General features: G+C 54.2%; 19 protein-coding genes and 1 tRNA gene. 5 read left to right on the forward strand and 15 right to left on the reverse strand.

What is annotated here, in order from left to right; genetic code table 11:
• Positions 1 to 25: 25 nt before the first annotated feature.
• From yejM to narP, 5 genes are all read left to right on the forward strand, one after another.
• On the forward strand, positions 26 to 1,786 hold the full coding sequence (gene yejM, locus QNN86_RS02130) for an LPS biosynthesis-modulating metalloenzyme YejM (protein WP_414210554.1): 1,761 nt from the start codon (positions 26 to 28) through the stop codon (positions 1,784 to 1,786).
• Between the two features lie 73 nt (positions 1,787 to 1,859).
• Positions 1,860 to 1,936, forward strand: a tRNA-Pro gene (locus tag QNN86_RS02135).
• A gap of 366 nt (positions 1,937 to 2,302) precedes the next feature.
• Entirely contained in the window at positions 2,303 to 2,593 is a 291-nt protein-coding gene (locus QNN86_RS02140; RefSeq protein WP_115257957.1) for a Bor family protein, read from the forward strand.
• A 322-nt stretch (positions 2,594 to 2,915) separates the two neighbouring features.
• Entirely contained in the window at positions 2,916 to 5,180 is a 2,265-nt protein-coding gene (locus QNN86_RS02145; protein ID WP_182295672.1) for a cbb3-type cytochrome c oxidase subunit I, read from the forward strand.
• A 270-nt stretch (positions 5,181 to 5,450) separates the two neighbouring features.
• Positions 5,451 to 6,098 (forward strand): nitrate/nitrite response regulator protein NarP, encoded by a 648-nt coding sequence (gene narP / locus QNN86_RS02150; RefSeq protein WP_279277910.1) that lies wholly within the window; start codon positions 5,451 to 5,453, stop codon positions 6,096 to 6,098.
• A 101-nt stretch (positions 6,099 to 6,199) separates the two neighbouring features.
• Here narP and QNN86_RS02155 read toward each other — a convergent pair whose 3' ends face one another.
• The 15 genes from QNN86_RS02155 to napF all read right to left on the reverse strand — a co-directional run bounded on the left by QNN86_RS02155 (position 6,200) and on the right by napF (position 18,390).
• Positions 6,200 to 7,249, reverse strand: a complete 1,050-nt coding sequence (locus QNN86_RS02155) for a cytochrome c-type biogenesis protein CcmH (protein WP_117343445.1) — start codon at positions 7,247 to 7,249, stop codon at positions 6,200 to 6,202.
• The gene (dsbE, locus tag QNN86_RS02160) at positions 7,246 to 7,803 is read right to left on the reverse strand and encodes a thiol:disulfide interchange protein DsbE (protein ID WP_096756440.1); all 558 of its coding nucleotides are present in this window, start codon (positions 7,801 to 7,803) and stop codon (positions 7,246 to 7,248) included. Before dsbE ends, QNN86_RS02155 begins: the two co-directional genes overlap by 4 nt.
• Positions 7,800 to 9,755 (reverse strand): heme lyase CcmF/NrfE family subunit, encoded by a 1,956-nt coding sequence (locus tag QNN86_RS02165; RefSeq protein WP_414210555.1) that lies wholly within the window; start codon positions 9,753 to 9,755, stop codon positions 7,800 to 7,802. The genes dsbE and QNN86_RS02165 overlap by 4 nt, the downstream gene beginning before the upstream one ends.
• Positions 9,752 to 10,231 (reverse strand): cytochrome c maturation protein CcmE, encoded by a 480-nt coding sequence (gene ccmE, locus QNN86_RS02170; protein ID WP_096756438.1) that lies wholly within the window; start codon positions 10,229 to 10,231, stop codon positions 9,752 to 9,754. Before ccmE ends, QNN86_RS02165 begins: the two co-directional genes overlap by 4 nt.
• Positions 10,228 to 10,440: a heme exporter protein CcmD gene (ccmD, locus tag QNN86_RS02175; protein WP_414210556.1), complete on the reverse strand. Its 213-nt coding sequence runs from the start codon at positions 10,438 to 10,440 to the stop codon at positions 10,228 to 10,230. The genes ccmE and ccmD overlap by 4 nt, the downstream gene beginning before the upstream one ends.
• The gene (locus QNN86_RS02180) at positions 10,437 to 11,174 is read right to left on the reverse strand and encodes a heme ABC transporter permease (RefSeq protein ID WP_181637829.1); all 738 of its coding nucleotides are present in this window, start codon (positions 11,172 to 11,174) and stop codon (positions 10,437 to 10,439) included. The genes ccmD and QNN86_RS02180 overlap by 4 nt, the downstream gene beginning before the upstream one ends.
• An 82-nt stretch (positions 11,175 to 11,256) precedes the next feature.
• Complete coding sequence (gene ccmB, locus QNN86_RS02185) at positions 11,257 to 11,916, reverse strand: heme exporter protein CcmB (RefSeq protein WP_045445367.1); 660 nt, start codon at positions 11,914 to 11,916, stop codon at positions 11,257 to 11,259.
• The gene (gene ccmA / locus QNN86_RS02190; RefSeq protein WP_414210653.1) at positions 11,913 to 12,539 is read right to left on the reverse strand and encodes a cytochrome c biogenesis heme-transporting ATPase CcmA; all 627 of its coding nucleotides are present in this window, start codon (positions 12,537 to 12,539) and stop codon (positions 11,913 to 11,915) included. The genes ccmB and ccmA overlap by 4 nt, the downstream gene beginning before the upstream one ends.
• A gap of 13 nt (positions 12,540 to 12,552) precedes the next feature.
• Positions 12,553 to 13,155 carry a cytochrome c-type protein NapC gene (gene napC / locus QNN86_RS02195; RefSeq protein ID WP_096756434.1) on the reverse strand — a complete coding sequence of 201 codons (603 nt, stop codon included), beginning with the start codon at positions 13,153 to 13,155 and terminating at the stop codon, positions 12,553 to 12,555.
• A gap of 9 nt (positions 13,156 to 13,164) precedes the next feature.
• Positions 13,165 to 13,614 carry a nitrate reductase cytochrome c-type subunit gene (napB, locus tag QNN86_RS02200; RefSeq protein WP_096756433.1) on the reverse strand — a complete coding sequence of 150 codons (450 nt, stop codon included), beginning with the start codon at positions 13,612 to 13,614 and terminating at the stop codon, positions 13,165 to 13,167.
• A complete protein-coding gene (gene napH, locus QNN86_RS02205; RefSeq protein WP_181498427.1) occupies positions 13,611 to 14,474 on the reverse strand; it encodes a quinol dehydrogenase ferredoxin subunit NapH in 864 nt (287 codons plus the stop codon). Before napH ends, napB begins: the two co-directional genes overlap by 4 nt.
• Complete coding sequence (gene napG / locus QNN86_RS02210; protein WP_414210557.1) at positions 14,461 to 15,156, reverse strand: ferredoxin-type protein NapG; 696 nt, start codon at positions 15,154 to 15,156, stop codon at positions 14,461 to 14,463. Before napG ends, napH begins: the two co-directional genes overlap by 14 nt.
• A 6-nt stretch (positions 15,157 to 15,162) precedes the next feature.
• Entirely contained in the window at positions 15,163 to 17,649 is a 2,487-nt protein-coding gene (gene napA, locus QNN86_RS02215) for a nitrate reductase catalytic subunit NapA (RefSeq protein WP_414210558.1), read from the reverse strand.
• On the reverse strand, positions 17,646 to 17,909 hold the full coding sequence (napD, locus tag QNN86_RS02220) for a chaperone NapD (protein WP_096756429.1): 264 nt from the start codon (positions 17,907 to 17,909) through the stop codon (positions 17,646 to 17,648). Before napD ends, napA begins: the two co-directional genes overlap by 4 nt.
• Positions 17,899 to 18,390: a ferredoxin-type protein NapF gene (napF, locus tag QNN86_RS02225; protein ID WP_096756428.1), complete on the reverse strand. Its 492-nt coding sequence runs from the start codon at positions 18,388 to 18,390 to the stop codon at positions 17,899 to 17,901. The genes napD and napF overlap by 11 nt, the downstream gene beginning before the upstream one ends.
• Positions 18,391 to 18,675: the final 285 nt, after the last annotated feature.

Here is an 18,675-nt window from a genome sequence, read left to right on the forward strand (position 1 = left end):
GCTCCGGGGAAACGAACAACAGTTTATGGTAACTCATCGTCAACGCTACCGTGAGAAAGTCTCCCAGATGGTTAGCTGGGGGCACTGGTTCGCCTTGTTCAACATTCTGTTGGCCATGGTGCTCGGGAGTCGTTACCTGTTTGTCGCCGACTGGCCGACAACGCTTGCAGGTCGTGTTTATTCTTATCTGAGCGTTGTCGGGCATTTTAGCTTCCTGGTGTTTGCCGCCTATTTGCTGATCCTGTTCCCCCTGACGTTTATCGTCATGTCCCAGAGGCTGATGCGATTCTTATCAGCCATCCTGGCGACCGTGGGCATGACGCTGCTGTTGATTGACAGCGAAGTGTTCACCCGTTTCCACCTGCATCTCAATCCGATTGTCTGGGAACTGGTCATTAACCCCGATCAGAACGAAACGGCGCGTGACTGGCAGCTGATGTTCATCAGCGTGCCGATTATTCTGCTAATAGAAATGTTGTTTGCGACCTGGAGCTGGCAAAAGCTGCGCAGCCTGACACGTCGCCGTCATTTCGCGAAACCTTTAGCCGCTTTCTTTTTCGTATCGTTCATCGCATCGCATGTGGTGTACATCTGGGCGGACGCCAATTTCTATCGGCCGATCACTATGCAGCGCGCAAACCTGCCGCTGTCTTACCCAATGACAGCGCGTAAGTTCCTGGAAAAACATGGTTTGTTGGATGCGCAAGAGTATCAGCGCCGCCTGATCGAACAAGGTAATCCGGAAGCGGTCTCCGTGCAGTATCCGCTTAGCGATTTACGCTATCGTGATATGGGTACCGGCCAGAACGTCCTGCTGATCACCGTAGACGGTCTGAACTACTCGCGCTTTGAAAAACAGATGCCAGCCCTGGCGGAATTTGCCGGGCAAAATATTTCCTTCACGCGCCATATGAGTTCCGGTAATACCTCCGATAACGGTATTTTTGGCCTGTTCTATGGCGTGTCACCAAGCTATATGGACGGCATTCTGGCAAGCAGAACGCCTGCCGCGCTGATCTCTGCCCTGAATCAACAAGGTTATCAGTTGGGGTTATTCTCCTCTGACGGCTTTACCAGCCCGCTCTATCGCCAGGCGCTGCTGTCAGACTTCTCCATGCCAAGCGTGCAGACACAATCTGACGAACAAACGGCGAACCAATGGATCAACTGGCTGGGCCGCTACGCGCAGGAAGATAACCGCTGGTTCTCATGGGTCTCCTTTAACGGGACTAACATTGATGACAGCAACCAGAAGAACTTTGCTAAACGCTACGCCAACGCCGCTCAGGACGTAGATGCGAACATTAACCGCGTTCTGGGCGCCCTGCGTGATTCGGGTAAGCTCAACAACACGGTGGTGATTATTACCGCCGGTCGGGGTGTCCCACTGTCGCAGGATGAGAATCGCTTCGACTGGTCGCGCGGTCGTCTTCAGGTTCCACTGATAATTCACTGGCCGGGTACACCCGCTCAGCGCATTAATAGCCTGACCGATCATACCGACCTGATGACCACGCTGATGCAGCGACTGCTGCACGTCAGCACGCCGGCAAACGAATATTCGCAAGGCCAGGATTTGTTTAATGCCACGCGACGCCACTATTGGGTAACGGCCGCCGACAGCAGCACAATGGCGATAACCACTCCAGAAATGACGCTGGTGCTCAACAACAACGGTAATTACCAGACCTATGATTTGCGCGGCGAGAAGATTAAAGATCAGAAACCACAGCTGAGCTTACTGCTACAGGTTCTGACGGATGAGAAACGTTTTATTGCTAACTGATTAATTATAAATCAGTTAGTAAACCATCCTCTTGCAATCGTGGTGGAAAGCAGTAGTATTAGCGCCATAGTGTCGGCACGTAGCGCAGCCTGGTAGCGCACCGTCATGGGGTGTCGGGGGTCGGAGGTTCAAATCCTCTCGTGCCGACCAAAATTCCCCAAAAAAACCAATCTTCTACGATTGGTTTTTTTATGTCTGCAATTTGCCGGGACTCAGCGCCCTCTTTCCTGGCCGGTGCCTGGCATAATTCACCCTGCTGACTTCTCTTCCAGCTGCTTGCATCTTTAATATCAACATTATTTATTATTGCCGCTCATTAAAGTTGATATTTAATTAATGTTGTCAAACAGCAAATCGAGATTACAGTAATGACACAAATATTTTATTAATTTTTCACTTTAATAAACCCTGCTTAAACGTTAAGCATTTCATAGCAGAATGAATCGCTGGTCGGATATGTGCGAAATAAAATAAATAAGAACATGACATTTCTATCCTAACCCTACGATGGTAAAAATGAAAAAGTTAATGATGGCATTAGTGGCAGCTGTAGCGTTATCAGGTTGTGCACAGCAAACCTTTAAAATAAATAACGGCATTGCCGAAAAACCGACCCAAGAGGTCAAACAGAGCTTTTTTGTTCACGGCATAGGCCAGTCACAAACCATTGATGCAGCACTTGTTTGTGGTGGTGCAGACAAAGTTATCCGTACCGAAGTACAGGAATCGGGAATGGATGTTTTCTTGCGTATTATTACTATCGGTATCTACACACCTCGTGAGGCGAGAGTGTATTGCGCTAAATAATACGATGAGCAGGTGTTCGATGGATACCTGCTTAGCAATAATGTGCCTGGCATTATTTAACACGATTAAAAAATAGTGACGTAATAACTGAATAATTTTTGTGTCGTTAAGAAACACATTTAACGCTATCTGTTGATAGTGACACTTCCGTACTCGCCCCATCGACTTACTTATAAATCAAAATCAACGCATAACCCTCTTTATACACACAAAGTCGTATTTAAAATACATGTTTATATGTGTAAAGATATGTCAGGGGAAAGTACCTTCCCCCTCCTGCGTCGCGATGGCTCAGGCTTTGTACAATAAAAAAGGTTAGGTTATGCATTACTCAAAGCGTTTATGGCTAACGCTTCTCGTTATCTGCCTGGCGTCCTTTGGCGTGCTACTGTGGCTGGGCGGCGAGATTTATCAGCAGGCTCCGCCTATTCCGGCACAAGTTATCACGACGGATGGTGAGCAGGTTTTCACCGGGGAACAAATTCAGGATGGGCAGGAAGCCTGGTTTAAATCTGGCGGTCAACAGCTGGGTTCCGTTTGGGGCCATGGCAGCTACGTTGCGCCTGACTGGTCTGCGGACTGGCTGCACCGTGAAGCGCTTGCCTTACGCGACATCATCGCCGAGAAAAAATATCAGCAACCGTTCGATGCGCTAACGCAAGAACAACAGCTGGTTGCGGGCGGCCTGATGAAACAGGAGATGCGCCATAATAGCTATGACGCGCTGCGTAATGTCATCATTATTACACCGGAGCGCGCCAAAGCCATTCGTGAGGTTGCCGCGCATTATGACGGTCTGTTCAGCGACGCGCCTGATTTCCACGCGCTGCGCGTTGACTATGCGATGAAGGAAAACACACTTTCCTCTTCTCTGGACCGGCAGGATCTCGGCGCCTTCTTCTTCTGGAGCGCCTGGGCTGCCACCACCGAACGCCCAAATGATACCATCACTTACACCAGCAACTGGCCGCATGAAGCGCTGGTGGGTAATACGCCAAGTGCCAGCTTAGGCATCTGGTCTATTGCCAGCGTCATTCTGCTGCTGGGCGGTATTGGTGCCCTGGTCTGGTACCATTTTCGTAACGAAGAAGACGAAACCATTGTCTCCCCGGCCAGCGATCCGCTGTTCCGGCTGACCCTGACACCGTCGATGCGCGCAACCACAAAATATTTTTACGTGGTTATCGCCCTGTTTATGGTGCAAATTTTCCTCGGTTCGATGACTGCGCACTACAGCGTGGAAGGCCAGGATTTCTTCGGCATCCCGCTATCGAAAATCTTACCGTACACCGTACTGCGTAGCTGGCACACCCAGCTGTCAGTTCTGTGGATTGCTACCGCGTGGCTGGCAACCGGTCTGTATATCGCCCCGCTGATTTCCGGCAAAGAACCCGCATTCCAGCGTCTGGGCGTTAATATTCTGTTTGTTGCGCTGCTGATTCTGGTGGTTGGTTCGCTGGGCTTCGGCTGGTTGGGTGCAATGGGCTATCTGGACGCCAAACAGAACTTCTATATTGGTGCCCAGGGTCTCGAGTTCACCAACATGGGACGCATGTGGCAGTGGCTGCTGTTTATCGGCCTGATGATTTGGCTGGTACTGGTGGGACGTGCATTATGGCCTGCCCTCACCCGTCCATCAGAAAACCGTGGTCTGATCATGCTGATGTTCCTGGCAGCCATTTGTATCGGCCTGTTCTACTCTACGTCCCTGATTTGGGGCTTTAAGACGCATTACGCCATTATTGAATACTGGCGCTGGTGGCTGGTTCACCTGTGGGTAGAAGGTTTCTTTGAAGTCTTCGCCACCGCCGTGATTGCGCTTATCTTCTGTCGTCTGGGTCTTATTCGTAGTAGCGCGGCGAACAAAGCAACACTGTTCTCGACCATCATCTTCCTGTTTGGTGGCATTCTGGGAACGCTGCACCACCTGTACTTCACCGGCGCACCGATCTCCGTCATTGCCTGGGGTTCAATTTTCTCTGCACTGGAAGTGGTTCCGCTGTCGCTGGTGGGGATTGAAGCTGCACACAGTTACTCACTGGCGCGTAAGGCACCGTGGGTACAGCGTTACCGTTGGATGATTTTCTTCTTCGTGGCCGTGGCATTCTGGAATATGGTCGGTGCTGGCCTGCTGGGCTTCGCCATCAACCCGCCGATTTCACTGTACTACGTACAGGGTCTGAACCTGACAGCAGCGCATGCTCATGCCGCGCTGTTTGGCGTATACGGTATGCTCGGTATTGGTCTAATGTTGTTCTGTCTGCGTGGTCTGCTGCCGGACAACCATTGGGTTGATTCTCTGTTGAAATGGGCATTCTGGTTGATGAACATCGGCTTAACGTGGATGGTCTTTGTCTCGCTGCTGCCGGTGGGGATTTATCAGTCATGGGCCAGCATTGATAAAGGGCTGTGGTACGCGCGTTCTCCGGAAGTGATTCACTCGCATATCGTTGAAACACTGGTCTGGCTGCGTGTCCCGGGCGACATCATCTTCGGTATCGGTGGACTGCTGCTGGCGCTCTTTGCGCTGAAGCTGCTTACCAAAGCCAACGCTAAATCGATGACGCTGGCAAACGAGAAAAACTAAGCGCCATTTTTAAGATGACGCTCAGCAATTAAAAGGCAACCGCAGCGCCAGTCGTTGCGGTTTTTTTATTTCGTCTCGCAAACCGGCAGCACCTTGATTCAAGTCATAAAGAGTATTCTTTGTAAAAATTCCAATGAGAGCTTTTTGAGTCAGGATATACTATTTGCACCTGTAAAAAGTAGGGTCACGTTGCCTTATCATCTGCGTGATAAATCAGGATTATCCCATGCCCCGAAATATAACGAAATTAAGAGTGCTCAGGAGAAGAAGATGCCTGAATTAACACCTTTTAAGGTGATGATCGTTGATGACCACCCACTCATGCGGCGAGGAATCAGTCAATTACTGCAGCTGGATAACGCATTTGACGTGGTTGCCGAAGCAGGCGACGGCGCGAGTGCTATCGATCTGGCAAATCGGCTTGACCTGGATGTGATCCTGCTGGATCTCAATATGAAAGGTATGAGCGGACTGGATACCCTGAATGCGCTGCGCCGGGATGGCATCACAGCACAAATTATCATTCTTACCGTATCGGATTCCGCCAGCGATGTTTATGCCTTAATTGATGCTGGCGCTGACGGTTATTTGCTGAAAGACAGCGATCCGGAAGTGTTGCTCGAAGCTATTCGCAGCGGTGCGAAAGGCGGTAAAGCCTTCAGCGAACGCGTCAGCAACTACCTGCGTGAACGTGAGCTATTTGGCGCAGAAGAAGATCCATTCAGCATGCTGACCGAACGCGAACTGGATGTATTACACGAACTGGCACAGGGGCTGTCAAACAAACAGATCGCGTCAGTGTTGAATATCTCCGAACAAACAGTAAAGGTGCATATTCGCAATCTGCTGCGCAAACTTAACGTGCGTTCTCGCGTTGCGGCTACCATCCTGTTTTTACAAACACGCGGCATGCAATAACCAGATATTGCCCGATGGCGCTTCGCTTATCGGGCCTACAAGTTGCGTGCATCGGTAGGCCGGATAAGACGCTTTGCGTCGCCATCCGGCATCTTCCACGCTTATTTCTCCTGCGGCGACAGCTGTTCCAGCGCTTGTTTAATGCTGCGCTCAATCACCGAGCGGCGGGTATCGTTGGCAGGTAATAATTTCAGCATCATCTCCCACGCGGCGACCGCTTCACCGAAGCGCTGCTGCTCAAACGCATTAAACGCATACATGCTCAGCACACGGACGTTGGCATGATCGCTTCTGACTAGTTGACGTAGCAGTTCTCCACCCCGGCGGTTATCGTCCGGATCGGAGGAACGGGTCAACGCTTCCGCATAACCCAGCGCGGCATCGCTATTTTTCGGATCCAGCCGGTAAGCGTTAGCGTAGGCTTCGGTCGCCGTACTGGCATTGCCTAATACCATGCCAATACGCCCGAGCATGATCCAGCCTTCAACGTTTCCGGCGTCAGATTGCAGCCGCGTACGCAGCCCCAGCGCCAGGCGCGTCATATCCTCTTCATTCAGCGGCTCGGCTTTCGGATCCAACGCGCGTTCCAGCAACCCCGGAGCCTGGGCGGTGGCCTGCTGCCAGACTTTTACCTGTTTATAATTACCGGTGTGATAATAGCTCACCGCACCCACCACAAGCGCCACCACCACGCCAGGTGCAAACAGCCACCATCCACCCCGCGTGCCATCCGGTGTGGTATCGTCAGGAAATTCTTCCTGCTTCAGGCGAACGCGACGACGAGAGCGGGCGAAGATAATCCAGCCTCCCAGACCAATCGCCACCAGCGGCATCACCCACAGCAGTACGGTCAGTGGTGTCAGCGGCGGATCGTAGGTCACGAAGTTGCCATAACGCGCCACCATATAATCGACGATCTCTTTCTGGCTTTTCCCTTCTTGCATCAGCTCATACACTTTCTGACGCAGGTCGGTGGCAATCATCGAGTTCGAATCAGCAATGCTGTTGTTCTGACATTTTGGACAACGCAGCTGCTCGGTAAGCTGGCGGAACTGCTGCTCCTGCGCTTCGTCCTTGAACTGCATTACATCGATAGTGGCCAACGCCGAACCTGAGACAATCAGCATCAGCACGCCCAGTAAAAACCTCATTGCGCGGCCTCCTTACTGTACTTATCCCACAACGGTTTGAGCTCGCTCTCCCACACCCTGGCGTTTAAATCACCGGCATGGCGGTAACGAATAATGCCTTTCCCGTCGATCAGGAACGTTTCCGGCGCGCCGTACACCCCCAGATCCAGACCCAGCATCCCGTCGCCGTCAAACAGGCTCAGCGCATACGGATTACCCAGCTCTTTCAGCCAGACGATAGCTTTCTGGCGATCGTCTTTGTAGTTCAGACCCACAACCCGAATGCCCTGCGCTGAAAGCTGGTTCAGATACTGATGTTCAGCGCGACAGGTCGGACACCAGGTCGCCCAGACGTTAAGCAGTACCGGCTTGCCCTGCGTAAGCACATCGGCCTGATAATGCTGACCCGGGTTCTCCAGCGACTCCAGACGGAATGTCGGCACCGGTTTACCGATCAGCGCCGACTCCAGATTTGTAGGATCGTCGCCCTGCGCGTTACGTGCCAGCTGCCACAGCAACGCTGCGGCAATCACGAGAAAAATAATAAACGGAATTAACAGTGCGTTGCGCTTCATACAGCCTCCGGCGCTTTTTCTTGCCCGGCAGTGCGGGGACGCGTGCGCTGGCGATAGCGCGGATCAAACAGGCAGAACAATCCGCCCAGCGCCATCAGTAACCCTCCGGCCCAAATCCAGCGAATAAACGGTTTGTAATACAGACGTACGGCCCATGCGCCGTTGTCCAGCTCCTCGCCCAGCGCCGCGTACAGGTCACGGGTAAATCCGCCGTCAATGGCCGCCTCGGTCATCATCGAGCTGGTGCTGTTATAAAAGCGTTTTTCCGCATGCAGCGTCGCTTCCGGTTTGCCGTCACGCGTGACGCCAATAATCGCGACACCGCCGCGATAGTTAGGACCGGTGATATCTTTCACTTCACGGAAGGTGAACTGGTAATCATGAATGCCGACACTATCGCCCGCCTTCATGCGCACATCGCGCTCAACGCTGTAGTTCTGGCTAAACGCAATACCGACAATGGTGACGGCCAGCCCTACGTGACCCGACACCATACCCCAGTAACTCGGCGTCAGCTTCGTGCCACGTGAAATACGCAGGACTGCCTCAGACATGGCCAGCACAAATATCCAGCAGGCCATCGCCATTCCGACGACGGTCATCGCGGCAATGCGGTCTTCAAACAGCCACGGCAGCAACACGGACAGTACCAGCGTGGTGACAAAAGCGATAATCAGCAACGTTTTTAGTTTGCGCGGTCGGTCGCGTCCCCAGCGCACCAGCGGCCCAATCCCCAGCAACAGCGCGAACGGCGCCATCAGCCAGGTGAACATGGTATTGAAGAACGGCTCACCAATCGAAATACTGCCCAGTCCCAGCTGTTTATGCACCAGCGGCAACAGCGTGCCCAGCAGCACTACCAGCATGGCGGCAATCAGCAGAACGTTGTTCCCCAGCAGTAGCGATTCACGCGACCACAGCGCGTTATTGACCCGCGAGCGAACCTTATGCCCACGTACCGCAAACAGCAGCAGTGAACCACCAATCACCAGCACCATAAAGGCCAGGATAAACATCCCGCGCGACGGGTCGGAGGCGAAGGCATGTACCGACACCAGTACGCCCGAGCGCACGAGGAACGTCCCCAACAGGCACAGCGAGAACGCGCAGATCGACAGCAGTAGCGTCCAGGCCTTAAAGCTGGCGCGTTGTTCCGTAACGGCCAGGGAGTGCATCAGCGCCGTCCCTACCAGCCACGGCATAAACGAGGCGTTCTCTACCGGATCCCAGAACCACCAGCCGCCCCAGCCCAACTCGTAGTAAGCCCAGGCCGAACCGAGCACAATACCCAGCGTCAGAAACACCCACGCCGCCAGCGTCCACGGGCGCGAAAAACGGGCAAAGGTGCTGTCCAGACGCCCGCTCATCAGCGCCGCAATGGCAAAAGCAAAGGCAACGGAGAAGCCGACATAGCCCATATACAGCAGCGGCGGGTGGAAAATAAGCCCCGGATCCTGCAACAGCGGGTTCAGATCGCGCCCTTCTATCGGGAAGTCCGGCAACGTGCGGGCAAACGGGTTGGAGGTAAACAGAATAAACAGCAGGAAGCCGACGCTAACCATCCCCATCACCGCCAGCACACGGGCGACGATATCCAGCGGCATACGCTGACTAAACAGCGCCACGGCAAAGGTCCAGCCACTCATAAGCAGCACCCACAGCAGCAGCGAGCCTTCATGCGCGCCCCACGTGGCTGCCACACGATACCAGACCGGAAGCTGGGTATTGGAGTTACTGGCGACGTAGGTGACGGTAAAGTCATTGACCACAAAGGCGTTAATCAACACCAAAAACGCGCCCATCACACAGATAAACAACAGCCAGGCAAAGGGCCGTGCAGAGGCCATCATCCGTACATCGCCGCGCGCAACGCCCCACAGCGGATAAACCGAGAGCAGCAATGCGACGCCAAGCGCCAGGCACAGCAGCCCGTTGCCAATTTCAGGCATCATGACGTTTTATCCTTATACACACTTTCCGGGCGACGATGGTTTTCCTGCATAGCTTTTTCGACTTCCGGCGGGGTGTAATTCTCATCATGTTTGGCGAGAACTTCTTTGGCCTGAACATGATTCCCCTCGCCCAGCTCACCCTGAACAACGACGCCCTGCCCTTCACGGAACAGATCCGGCAGGATGCCTTCATACGTCACATCCACCACGCCTTCGGCATCATAGATGCTGAAATTCACCTTCAGCGATTGCGGGTCACGCTTTACACTGCCCGGCATGACCATGCCACCCACGCGCAGGCGTTGGCCAACTTCTGGCATCTGCTGGGTTTCACGCTTGCCGTAGAGGATTTCGCCCGGCGTATAGAACAAGTCGATATTGGAACGCAGCGCGTAAAGCACCAGCGTGATGGTCAATGCCAGACCCGCCAGTACCGCACAGGCTATCCATAGCCGATTTTTACGTCGAATATTCACGCCGCCTCCCGTTGTACTTGCGCCGCACGCATGCGGGATTCTCTTGCCCGCTGCTGCGCCACGCCGCGTAAAATCGCGCGGTGCTGTAGCGCGGAATGCAGTACCAGCACCGTCAGCGGAATAACGCTCATCGCCACGGCCAGCCAGACATACAAGGCGTAGCCGCCCATGGCGAAAAAATCACTCCAGGATGCAAATGCAGGGGTCATTGGCGGCCTCTTTTTAAGATCAGTTCACTCACCCACGGGCGGCGTTTTTCCATCAACAAAATCAGGTTACGCATGCGCATCAGCGTCAGCGTGACAAACAGTAACAGGTAACCGACGATCGCCAGACGCAGTGGCGTGCGCATCGCCGGGTCGATGCTTTGCTGCATACGGGTTGACCCCTGGTGCAGCGTATTCCACCATTCTACCGAGTAGTGAATGATCGGTAAGTTCACCACGCCAATCAGCACCAGAATCCCCGCGGCACGCCCTGCTACACGGCGGTCATCAAAGGCGTGCCACAGCGCAATCGCCCCAACGTAGAGAAACAGCAGCACCAGTTCAGAGGTGAGCCTGGCATCCCACACCCACCAGGTTCCCCACATCGGTTTACCCCATGCAGAACCGGTCACCAGGGCAATAAAGGTAAACACCGCACCAATGGGCGCCATCGCCGCCAGCGCCAGGTTGGCCATTTTCATCTGCCAGACCAGGCCGATAAACGCGGCAACCGCCATTGAGGCGTAAATGCCCATCGACCAGATTGCCGCCGGGACGTGCAGGTAGATGATGCGATAACTCTGCCCCTGCTGATAATCCGCGGGTGCAAAGCCAAATCCCCAGATCCAGCCCGTTACCAGTACCACTGCGCTGGCAATGGCCAGCCACGGGATAAACCAGCCACAGATCTGATAGAGCCGTGGGGGCATCGCCAGTTGATGAAGTATTTTCCACATAGTTCAGTCACCAGACTCAAGCAAAACAAATGAAATTACCTTGGTGCCGGATAACCGCGCTTGCGCCTTATCCGGCCTACAGTTACTGCACGCTAATACGTAGCGCCGCCGCTGTCGCAAACGGACTTAACGTTGCGCTACCAACCAACAGTGCGCCCAAAATCGCCATGTAGCCTTCAACGGGTAAGTGCATTGAGGCAGCGTCCATCGCGGCGGTAGCAAAAATCAGTAATGGAATCGTGAGCGGTAGCACCAGTACGCTTAACAATACGCCGCCGCGCTTCAAACCCACCGTTAACCCCACACCCGGTGCCCCGAGAAAACCCAGCGTCGGCGTGCCGAGCAGCAGCGTCAGCGCCATAATTTGCCACCCGTACATATCCATGCCCAGCAGCAACGCCACCAGCGGTGAGAGGATCAGCAGCGGCAGACCGGTCACTACCCAATGCGCCATCACCTTCGCCAGCACCACAGCCGGTAACGGTAACGGCAACAGCATCAACTGCTCAAGGCTACCGTCCTGCAGGTCATCACGGAATAAGCGTTCCAGCGCCAGCAACGACGCCAGCAATGCCGCCACCCAGATAATCCCCGGCGCAATGCGCGCCAGCAGCTGTGGCTCTGGGCCAATGCTCAGCGGGAATAACGTAATCACAATCAGGAAGAACCATAACGGATTGGCGATCTCCGCACTATGACGAAACGCAACCCGCAGTTCTAAACGGAAAATTCGCCACATCATTGCGCTGTCCTCTCGCGGGTCAGCGCGATGCGCCGCACTTTATTGGTTTCTACATTGAGAGGTTGGTGAGTCGTCAGAATAACAACGCCGCCCTGCTCCGTATGCTGTGCCATACGTTGGGTGAGGCGCTCAACGCCATTAACATCAATCGCAGTGAACGGTTCATCGAGGATCCACAGTCGGGCGCGGGTTAGCCACAGGCGAGCCAGCGCAACACGACGCTGCTGCCCGGCGGAGAGCTGATTGACCGGAATATCTTCATATCCGGCAAGACCGGCCTGCGCCAGCGCCTCCAGACACTGGGCGATATCGCCATCATGATGGAAAAACCGCAGATTCTCCAACGCCGAAAGCCGGGTTTTTATCCCCGGCTGATGTCCGATCCACAGCAGTTCCTGATGGAAATTGTCCCGCACCTGATGCAGCGGTTGACCTTGCCAGAGAACGTCTCCGGCATCAGGACGAGCCAGCCCGGTAAGCAACCGCAACAGGGTCGTTTTCCCCGCACCGTTACTTCCGGTAATTTGCACCCATTCCCCTGCGTTAACGCGAAATGACAGCCCGCTAAACAGTATTCTGTCATCTCGCTCACAGAGCAGTTCTCTGGCTTCAAGCATCCTGATTATTTACATCCTGTTAAAAGCCCGGTTTGACTTCGCGCATATCAGGCAGTTTGTGTGCAATCCCTTTATGACAGTCAATACACGTTTGCCCTTCTTTTACGGCCTGGTCATGCATTTTAGCCGCCACGCCTTTCTGGGCAGTTAAATCCATAAACTCGAAGTTGTGGCAGTTACGACACTCTTGCGAATTATTGTCTTTCATACGCCGCCATTCATTTTGCGCCATCGTCAGACGATGGTCTTCAAATTTTTGCGGTGTATCTATCAACCCCAGTGCTTTCGCGTACAGTTCTTTGCTGGCCTTGATCTTACGGATCATTTTCGGGCCCCACTCGTGCGGGACGTGGCAATCAGGACACGTAGCTCGTACACCACTGCGGTTGTTGTAGTGTACGGTTTCCATGTATTCCTGGTATACCGTGTTGCGCATTTCGTGACAGCTAATGCAGAACTCTTCCGTATTGGCCTTTTCCATACCGGTATTAAAGCCGCCCCAGAAAATAATGCCGCCCACAAAGCCGATTAACAACAGCGTGCCGAGCGCCAGACGGCTGGGGCGACGCCACCATTGCCAGACGCGCTTAATCCAGCCTGGTTTACGGTTAGAATTTTCCATAATGACCTCTTATTTCCCGTAACCTTTCGAGGGGGTGAAGGTATTTTCGACAATCGGTGCAGCATCCGCCTGCGGGACATGGCACTGCAGACAGAAATAGCGACGCGGCGCGACTTCCGCCAGTACTTTGCCATCGCTATCCATAAAGTGCGTCGGGCTAATGCGCGGCGCGCCGGTGGTGCGATAGCTTTCGACGCCGTGGCATTGCAGGCAGCGGTTGGTGTTGGTCGTTACCTGGTAACCGTCAACGCTGTGCGGGACCATCGGCGGCTGGTTAACATAGTTCAGCGGCATACGCTCCTGCTCTTTCGGCATGCGAATCGCCCCTTCCTGGGTCCCCGAGACTTCCGGTGACTGGCTCAGATCCACTCCGTTTGCAGCCCAAACGGCCCCACTCACTACCAGGGCCAGCGCGGCCGCCATTTGACTCAGCGCTTTAATCAGGTCATGGCTTTTCATGATTTCGCTCCCGAACTCCATCGTGTTGTTATTGTAAAAACATCCTCAGAACAGACATCCACACAGCGACCGCAACCCATGCAATCGCGACTGGTTACCTGCACCGGACTTTGCTCATCCAGCACCGGGGCACGTAGCACATGCGGTTCCGGGCAAACATGAAAACAATCCATACAGCGGTTACATCTCTCGCGTTCTTTCGCTGACACGGTTAACACCCCTTTGCTTCCCAGCACGCTATACAGCGCGCCTAATGGGCAAAGGTGCCCGCACCAGCCATGCTCAACAACCAGCAAATCAAATAAAAACAGTGCAATAATCAGCAGGATACCGCTACCGAATCCCATTACCAGGCTACGTCCCAGCAAAGAGACCGGATTTATCCACTCCCACAGCAACGTACCGGTCAGCGCGGATCCCACCAGGATAACGACCAGCAGGACGTACCGTATATGGCGCGGAATAGTCGCAGACTGATTCAGGTCAAACCTTCTGCGTAACACACTTGCCAAATCAGTGACCGGGTTCATTGGGCAGATCCAACTGCAAAACAACCGCTTACCGGCCAGGGCATACAGCCCCGTAATAAGTGCAGCACCGATTAACGCTACGGTCGCGGGCAGATGACCACTGGCGAGGCTTTGCAGCGTAATCAGCGGATCGGTGAATGGGATGGTATCCAGCAACAGGCTGCTGCTGTAATTGCCATGCAGGATCCACACCCCGAACCACGGGCCGCTGAGAAACATCGCCAGCACCAAAAACTGCGTCAGACGACGCAGCACCAGCCAACGGTGGCTGCGCCACCAGCCTTTTTTCTCCCGCGCTTCACGCCCGGCATCACGTTTACGATTTGCCATTGTTCCCCTCCAGCCAACCGAAGCGGTAATGGTGTCCCAACTCCCCTTTCGCCAGCGACAGCGGCAGCACTTTTATTGCCGGCTGTTCCAGCACGCAAACCTTTTCGCATTTACCGCATCCGGTGCACGCATCGCTGTGCACGGTCGGAATAAACCGCGCGTGCTTACCGGTGCGCATATTGCGATCCAGTTCCAGGGTGATGGCCTCGTCTATCTTTGGACATTCGCGATAACAGACATCGCAGCGCAGCCCTTGATAGTTAAGGCAGTTCTCGTGATCCAGCAATACCGCCAGCCCCATGCGTGAATCGTCGATCGATTCAATTTCCTTGTCCAACGCGCCGCTGGGGCAGACTTTGGCGCACGGGATGTCTTCACACATTTCGCAGGGAATATCGCGAGCGATAAAATACGGTGTACCGGCCGCCAGCCCGGAGGCCAGCGTCGCCAGTTTCAGCGTGTCATAGGGACACGCCTGAACGCACTGTCCACAGCGCACGCAGGCGCTGGCAAAGGCGTCCTCACTCAATGCCGCTGGCGGACGCAACCGCACGCCAGTTGCACGTGCAGTTTGCTGTTGCAACCCCAGCACCACGCCAACGGCTGCCAGCCCGCCCGCTGTGCGAACCATATCGCGCAGAAAGCGGCGGCGGCCATTTTGGGGTTTTGCTGACCGGGACATAACGCGTTACACCTTCGCCAGCTTCACGGCGCACTTCTTGAAATCCGTCTCTTTAGAGAGCGGATCCGTCGCATCCAGCGTCAGGTTGTTCACCAGCTGTGCGGCGTCAAAGAACGGCATGTACACCAGCCCCTGCGGTGGACGGTTACGACCGCGGGTTTCAACAATCGAAATCACTTCGCCACGACGGGAAACCACTTTCACCTTGTCGCCACGACGCAGATCGCGGGCTTTCGCATCCAGCGGATGAATAAACAGGACGGCTTCCGGGAAGGCACGGTGCAGTTCAGGCACGCGGCGCGTCATGCTGCCGGTGTGCCAGTGCTCCAGCACGCGACCGGTGGAGAGCCACAGGTCATACTCTTTATCCGGCGCTTCTGCGGCGGGTTCAAACGGCAGCGCGAAGATGACCGCTTTGCCATCCGGCTTGCCATAGAACTTGTAGCTTTCGCCCACCTTCACGTAAGGGTCGTTACCTTCGCTGTAGCGCCACTGGGTCTCTTTACCGTCGACCACCGGCCAGCGTAAACCGCGCGCTTTGTGATAATCGTCAAATGGCGCCAGATCGTGACCATGACCGCGACCAAACCAGGCGTACTCTTCGAACAGCCCTTTTTGCAGATAGAAGCCCAGCTCGCGGGATTCATCGTTCAGCTGATCGTCAGCCAGTTCCGTCAGTGGGAATTTCGTCACCGCAGGCGTGGCGAACAGCACGTCGTACAGCGTTTTACCGCGCAGCTCCGGTTTCTGTGCCAGCAGTTCCTCCGGCCAGACCTCTTCGGTTTTGAAACGACGGGCAAACTGCACCATTTGCCACAGGTCAGACTTCGCTTCACCCGGCGCTTTAATTTGCTGACGCCAGAACTGAGTACGACGTTCGGCGTTACCGTAGGCCCCTTCTTTTTCCACCCACATTGCGGTCGGCAGGATCAAGTCGGCAGCCAGAGCGCTGACGGTCGGGTACGGATCGGACACGATGATAAAGTTGCGCGGATCGCGCCAGCCCGGCATACGCTCTTCGTTGATGTTTGGCCCGGCCTGCATGTTGTTGTTACACATCACCCAGTAGACATTCAGCTTGCCGTCTTTCAGCGCACGGTCCTGCGCCACGGCGTGCAGACCGACTTTCGCCGGGATGGTGCCGGTCGGAATATTCCAGTGTTTCTCACAGATATCGCGGTGCTTCTCGTTAGTCACCACCATGTCCGCAGGCAGACGGTGAGAGAACGTCCCCACTTCACGGGCGGTACCACAGGCGGAAGGCTGACCGGTCAGCGAGAACGGTCCGCAGCCAGGCTGAGAGATTTTGCCGGTTAGCAGGTGCAGGTTATAGACCAGGTTATTGGCCCATACGCCGCGAGTATGCTGGTTAAAGCCCATCGTCCAGTAGGAGATAACTTTCTTCTTCGGATCGGCATACAGTTGCGCCAGCTGTTCCAGCTGATCTTTCGGCACGCCGGTCATTTCTGCGGTTTTATCCAGCGTATAGTCCGCAACAAACGCCTTGTACTCTTCGAAGCTGATCGGCTCAGACGCATCGGAACCTGGGTTTTTCGCGGCTTTTTCCAGCGGATGCGTTGGGCGTAAGCCGTAGCCAATATCCGTCGCACCTTTGCGCAGGTTAACGTGTTTGCTGAAGAAATCCTGGTTTATCGCATTGTTTTGAATGATATAGTTGGCGATATAGTTGAGGATCACCAGGTCGCTTTGCGGCGTGAAGACCATGCCGTTATCTGCCAGCTCAAAGCTACGATGCTGATAGGTAGAGAGAACCGCAACGTTGACGTTGGGATCGGACAGACGACGGTTAGTGATGCGCGACCACAGAATTGGGTGCATCTCCGCCATGTTCGCACCCCACAGCACGAACGCATCCGCATGTTCGATATCGTCATAGCAGCCCATCGGCTCATCCATACCAAAGGTACGCATAAAGCCCACCACCGCCGACGCCATGCAGTGACGTGCGTTCGGGTCGATATTGTTGGTACGGAAACCGGCTTTGAACAGCTTCGCGGCGGCGTAGCCTTCCCAGATGGTCCACTGACCGGAACCAAACATGCCGATGGCATCAGGTCCTTTCTCTTTCAGCGACGTTTTGAATTTTTCTTCCATCACATCAAAGGCCTGATCCCAGCTAATCGGGGTGAACTCGCCTTCTTTGTGATATTTACCGTCCTTCATGCGCAGCATTGGCTGCGTTAAACGGTCTTTTCCGTACATGATTTTGGGTAGGAAATACCCTTTAATACAGTTAAGTCCACGGTTAACCGGCGCTTCCGGGTCACCCTGGCATGCCACAACACGGCCTTGCTGGGTGCCAACCAATACGCCACAGCCAGTACCGCAAAAACGGCACGGGGCTTTGTCCCATTTGATCGCTTCTTGCTGACCGACTACCGCGCGGGCAACGCCCGGCACGCTTAACCCGGCAGCCGCCGCAGCGGCCGCAACGGCGTTAGCTTTCATAAAGCTACGACGACTGAGTTTCATGGTGTTTCCTCACCTTGCTCATCCTGCTGGTGATAAACCAGCGACACCGCCAGTACGCCCGCAACGTTGCGCACTGACTCAATTGTTTTCATTAGTGTTTCACTGTGTTCTGCTTCTACCACCACAATCAGTTGGCCGCTTTCCACATCGCTGAGTGCAACTTCACAACCTGGAAATGTACGTAACTGCGTAGCGATATCGTTGATGTGCTGACTTTTGGCCTGAACGACCAGGCTGCAAACCTGCCAGTTAGTGTCCATGGTGGTACTCCGCATTAATGGCTGATACCGGACAGGTCGCGACACACGCACCACATCCGCTACAGGCTTGATTGTCGAGCTGTGGCTGATATATACCGGACAGCGTGGGGCGAAAGGTAATGGCCATGGGTTCACAGCTATCCTGACAGCGATGGCACTCTACAGATTGATTGGCGAGACAGTTTTCACCGATCGTAACATTCAGATCCCAGGCCCTGGTGTGGCGCGGAAGAAAGAGTGATTCGGGACAGGCCTCTGCGCAGGCGTAACAAAAGCTGCACTCGCCGTGTTTGAAATTTACGCTCGGAAAACCGCCCTGGCCTCGCTGCAGGATGCCGGTTTCACACGCCTGGACGCAGGCGTCACAACGCAGGCAATGCGCCAGAAAGTGAGATTCTTCCATGCTCCACGGCGGACGGATCCCCGTACTGGCGTTACGCCAGCTACCTGTCAACATGCCTCGACGGGATAAATCAACCATGACATTGTCCTTCCATAAATGACGCTCTCCCTGAGCGGGTTGAACGACAATAAGTAACCGCACTATTTATGAGTAGTTATTTTTAACAGTAAGATATTTCAGGATGTGTTAGAGGTGCATACCCCAATTGGGGTAAATGCTGTTGCCGGATCAAAAGAGAGTGGAGTTGAGATAAAAAAACGCGCTTTTACTCACATTTCAATGAGTTATATAAACAGTTATATAACGAAAGCACACCCAAGAGAATAATCTTAAAAATAAGATAATTCTTAGAACATATCACTA

Source organism: Citrobacter sp. C348 (assembly GCF_047467975.1).
In the GTDB taxonomy this organism is placed as follows: Bacteria; Pseudomonadota; Gammaproteobacteria; order Enterobacterales; family Enterobacteriaceae; genus Citrobacter; species Citrobacter gillenii.

Bases quoted from the DNA above. Each gene is read 5' to 3' on its own strand.
- yejM (WP_414210554.1), top strand. From the start codon at position 26: ATGGTAACTCATCGTCAACGCTACCGTGAGAAAGTCTCCCAGATGGTT.
- QNN86_RS02140 (WP_115257957.1), top strand. From the start codon at position 2,303: ATGAAAAAGTTAATGATGGCATTAGTGGCAGCTGTAGCGTTATCAGGT.
- QNN86_RS02145 (WP_182295672.1), top strand. From the start codon at position 2,916: ATGCATTACTCAAAGCGTTTATGGCTAACGCTTCTCGTTATCTGCCTG.
- narP (WP_279277910.1), top strand. From the start codon at position 5,451: ATGCCTGAATTAACACCTTTTAAGGTGATGATCGTTGATGACCACCCA.
- QNN86_RS02155 (WP_117343445.1), bottom strand. From the start codon at position 7,249: ATGAGGTTTTTACTGGGCGTGCTGATGCTGATTGTCTCAGGTTCGGCG.
- dsbE (WP_096756440.1), bottom strand. From the start codon at position 7,803: ATGAAGCGCAACGCACTGTTAATTCCGTTTATTATTTTTCTCGTGATT.
- QNN86_RS02165 (WP_414210555.1), bottom strand. From the start codon at position 9,755: ATGATGCCTGAAATTGGCAACGGGCTGCTGTGCCTGGCGCTTGGCGTC.
- ccmD (WP_414210556.1), bottom strand. From the start codon at position 10,440: ATGACCCCTGCATTTGCATCCTGGAGTGATTTTTTCGCCATGGGCGGC.
- QNN86_RS02180 (WP_181637829.1), bottom strand. From the start codon at position 11,174: ATGTGGAAAATACTTCATCAACTGGCGATGCCCCCACGGCTCTATCAG.
- ccmB (WP_045445367.1), bottom strand. From the start codon at position 11,916: ATGATGTGGCGAATTTTCCGTTTAGAACTGCGGGTTGCGTTTCGTCAT.
- napC (WP_096756434.1), bottom strand. From the start codon at position 13,155: ATGGAAAATTCTAACCGTAAACCAGGCTGGATTAAGCGCGTCTGGCAA.
- napB (WP_096756433.1), bottom strand. From the start codon at position 13,614: ATGAAAAGCCATGACCTGATTAAAGCGCTGAGTCAAATGGCGGCCGCG.
- napH (WP_181498427.1), bottom strand. From the start codon at position 14,474: ATGGCAAATCGTAAACGTGATGCCGGGCGTGAAGCGCGGGAGAAAAAA.
- napG (WP_414210557.1), bottom strand. From the start codon at position 15,156: ATGTCCCGGTCAGCAAAACCCCAAAATGGCCGCCGCCGCTTTCTGCGC.
- napA (WP_414210558.1), bottom strand. From the start codon at position 17,649: ATGAAACTCAGTCGTCGTAGCTTTATGAAAGCTAACGCCGTTGCGGCC.
- napD (WP_096756429.1), bottom strand. From the start codon at position 17,909: ATGGACACTAACTGGCAGGTTTGCAGCCTGGTCGTTCAGGCCAAAAGT.
- napF (WP_096756428.1), bottom strand. From the start codon at position 18,390: ATGGTTGATTTATCCCGTCGAGGCATGTTGACAGGTAGCTGGCGTAAC.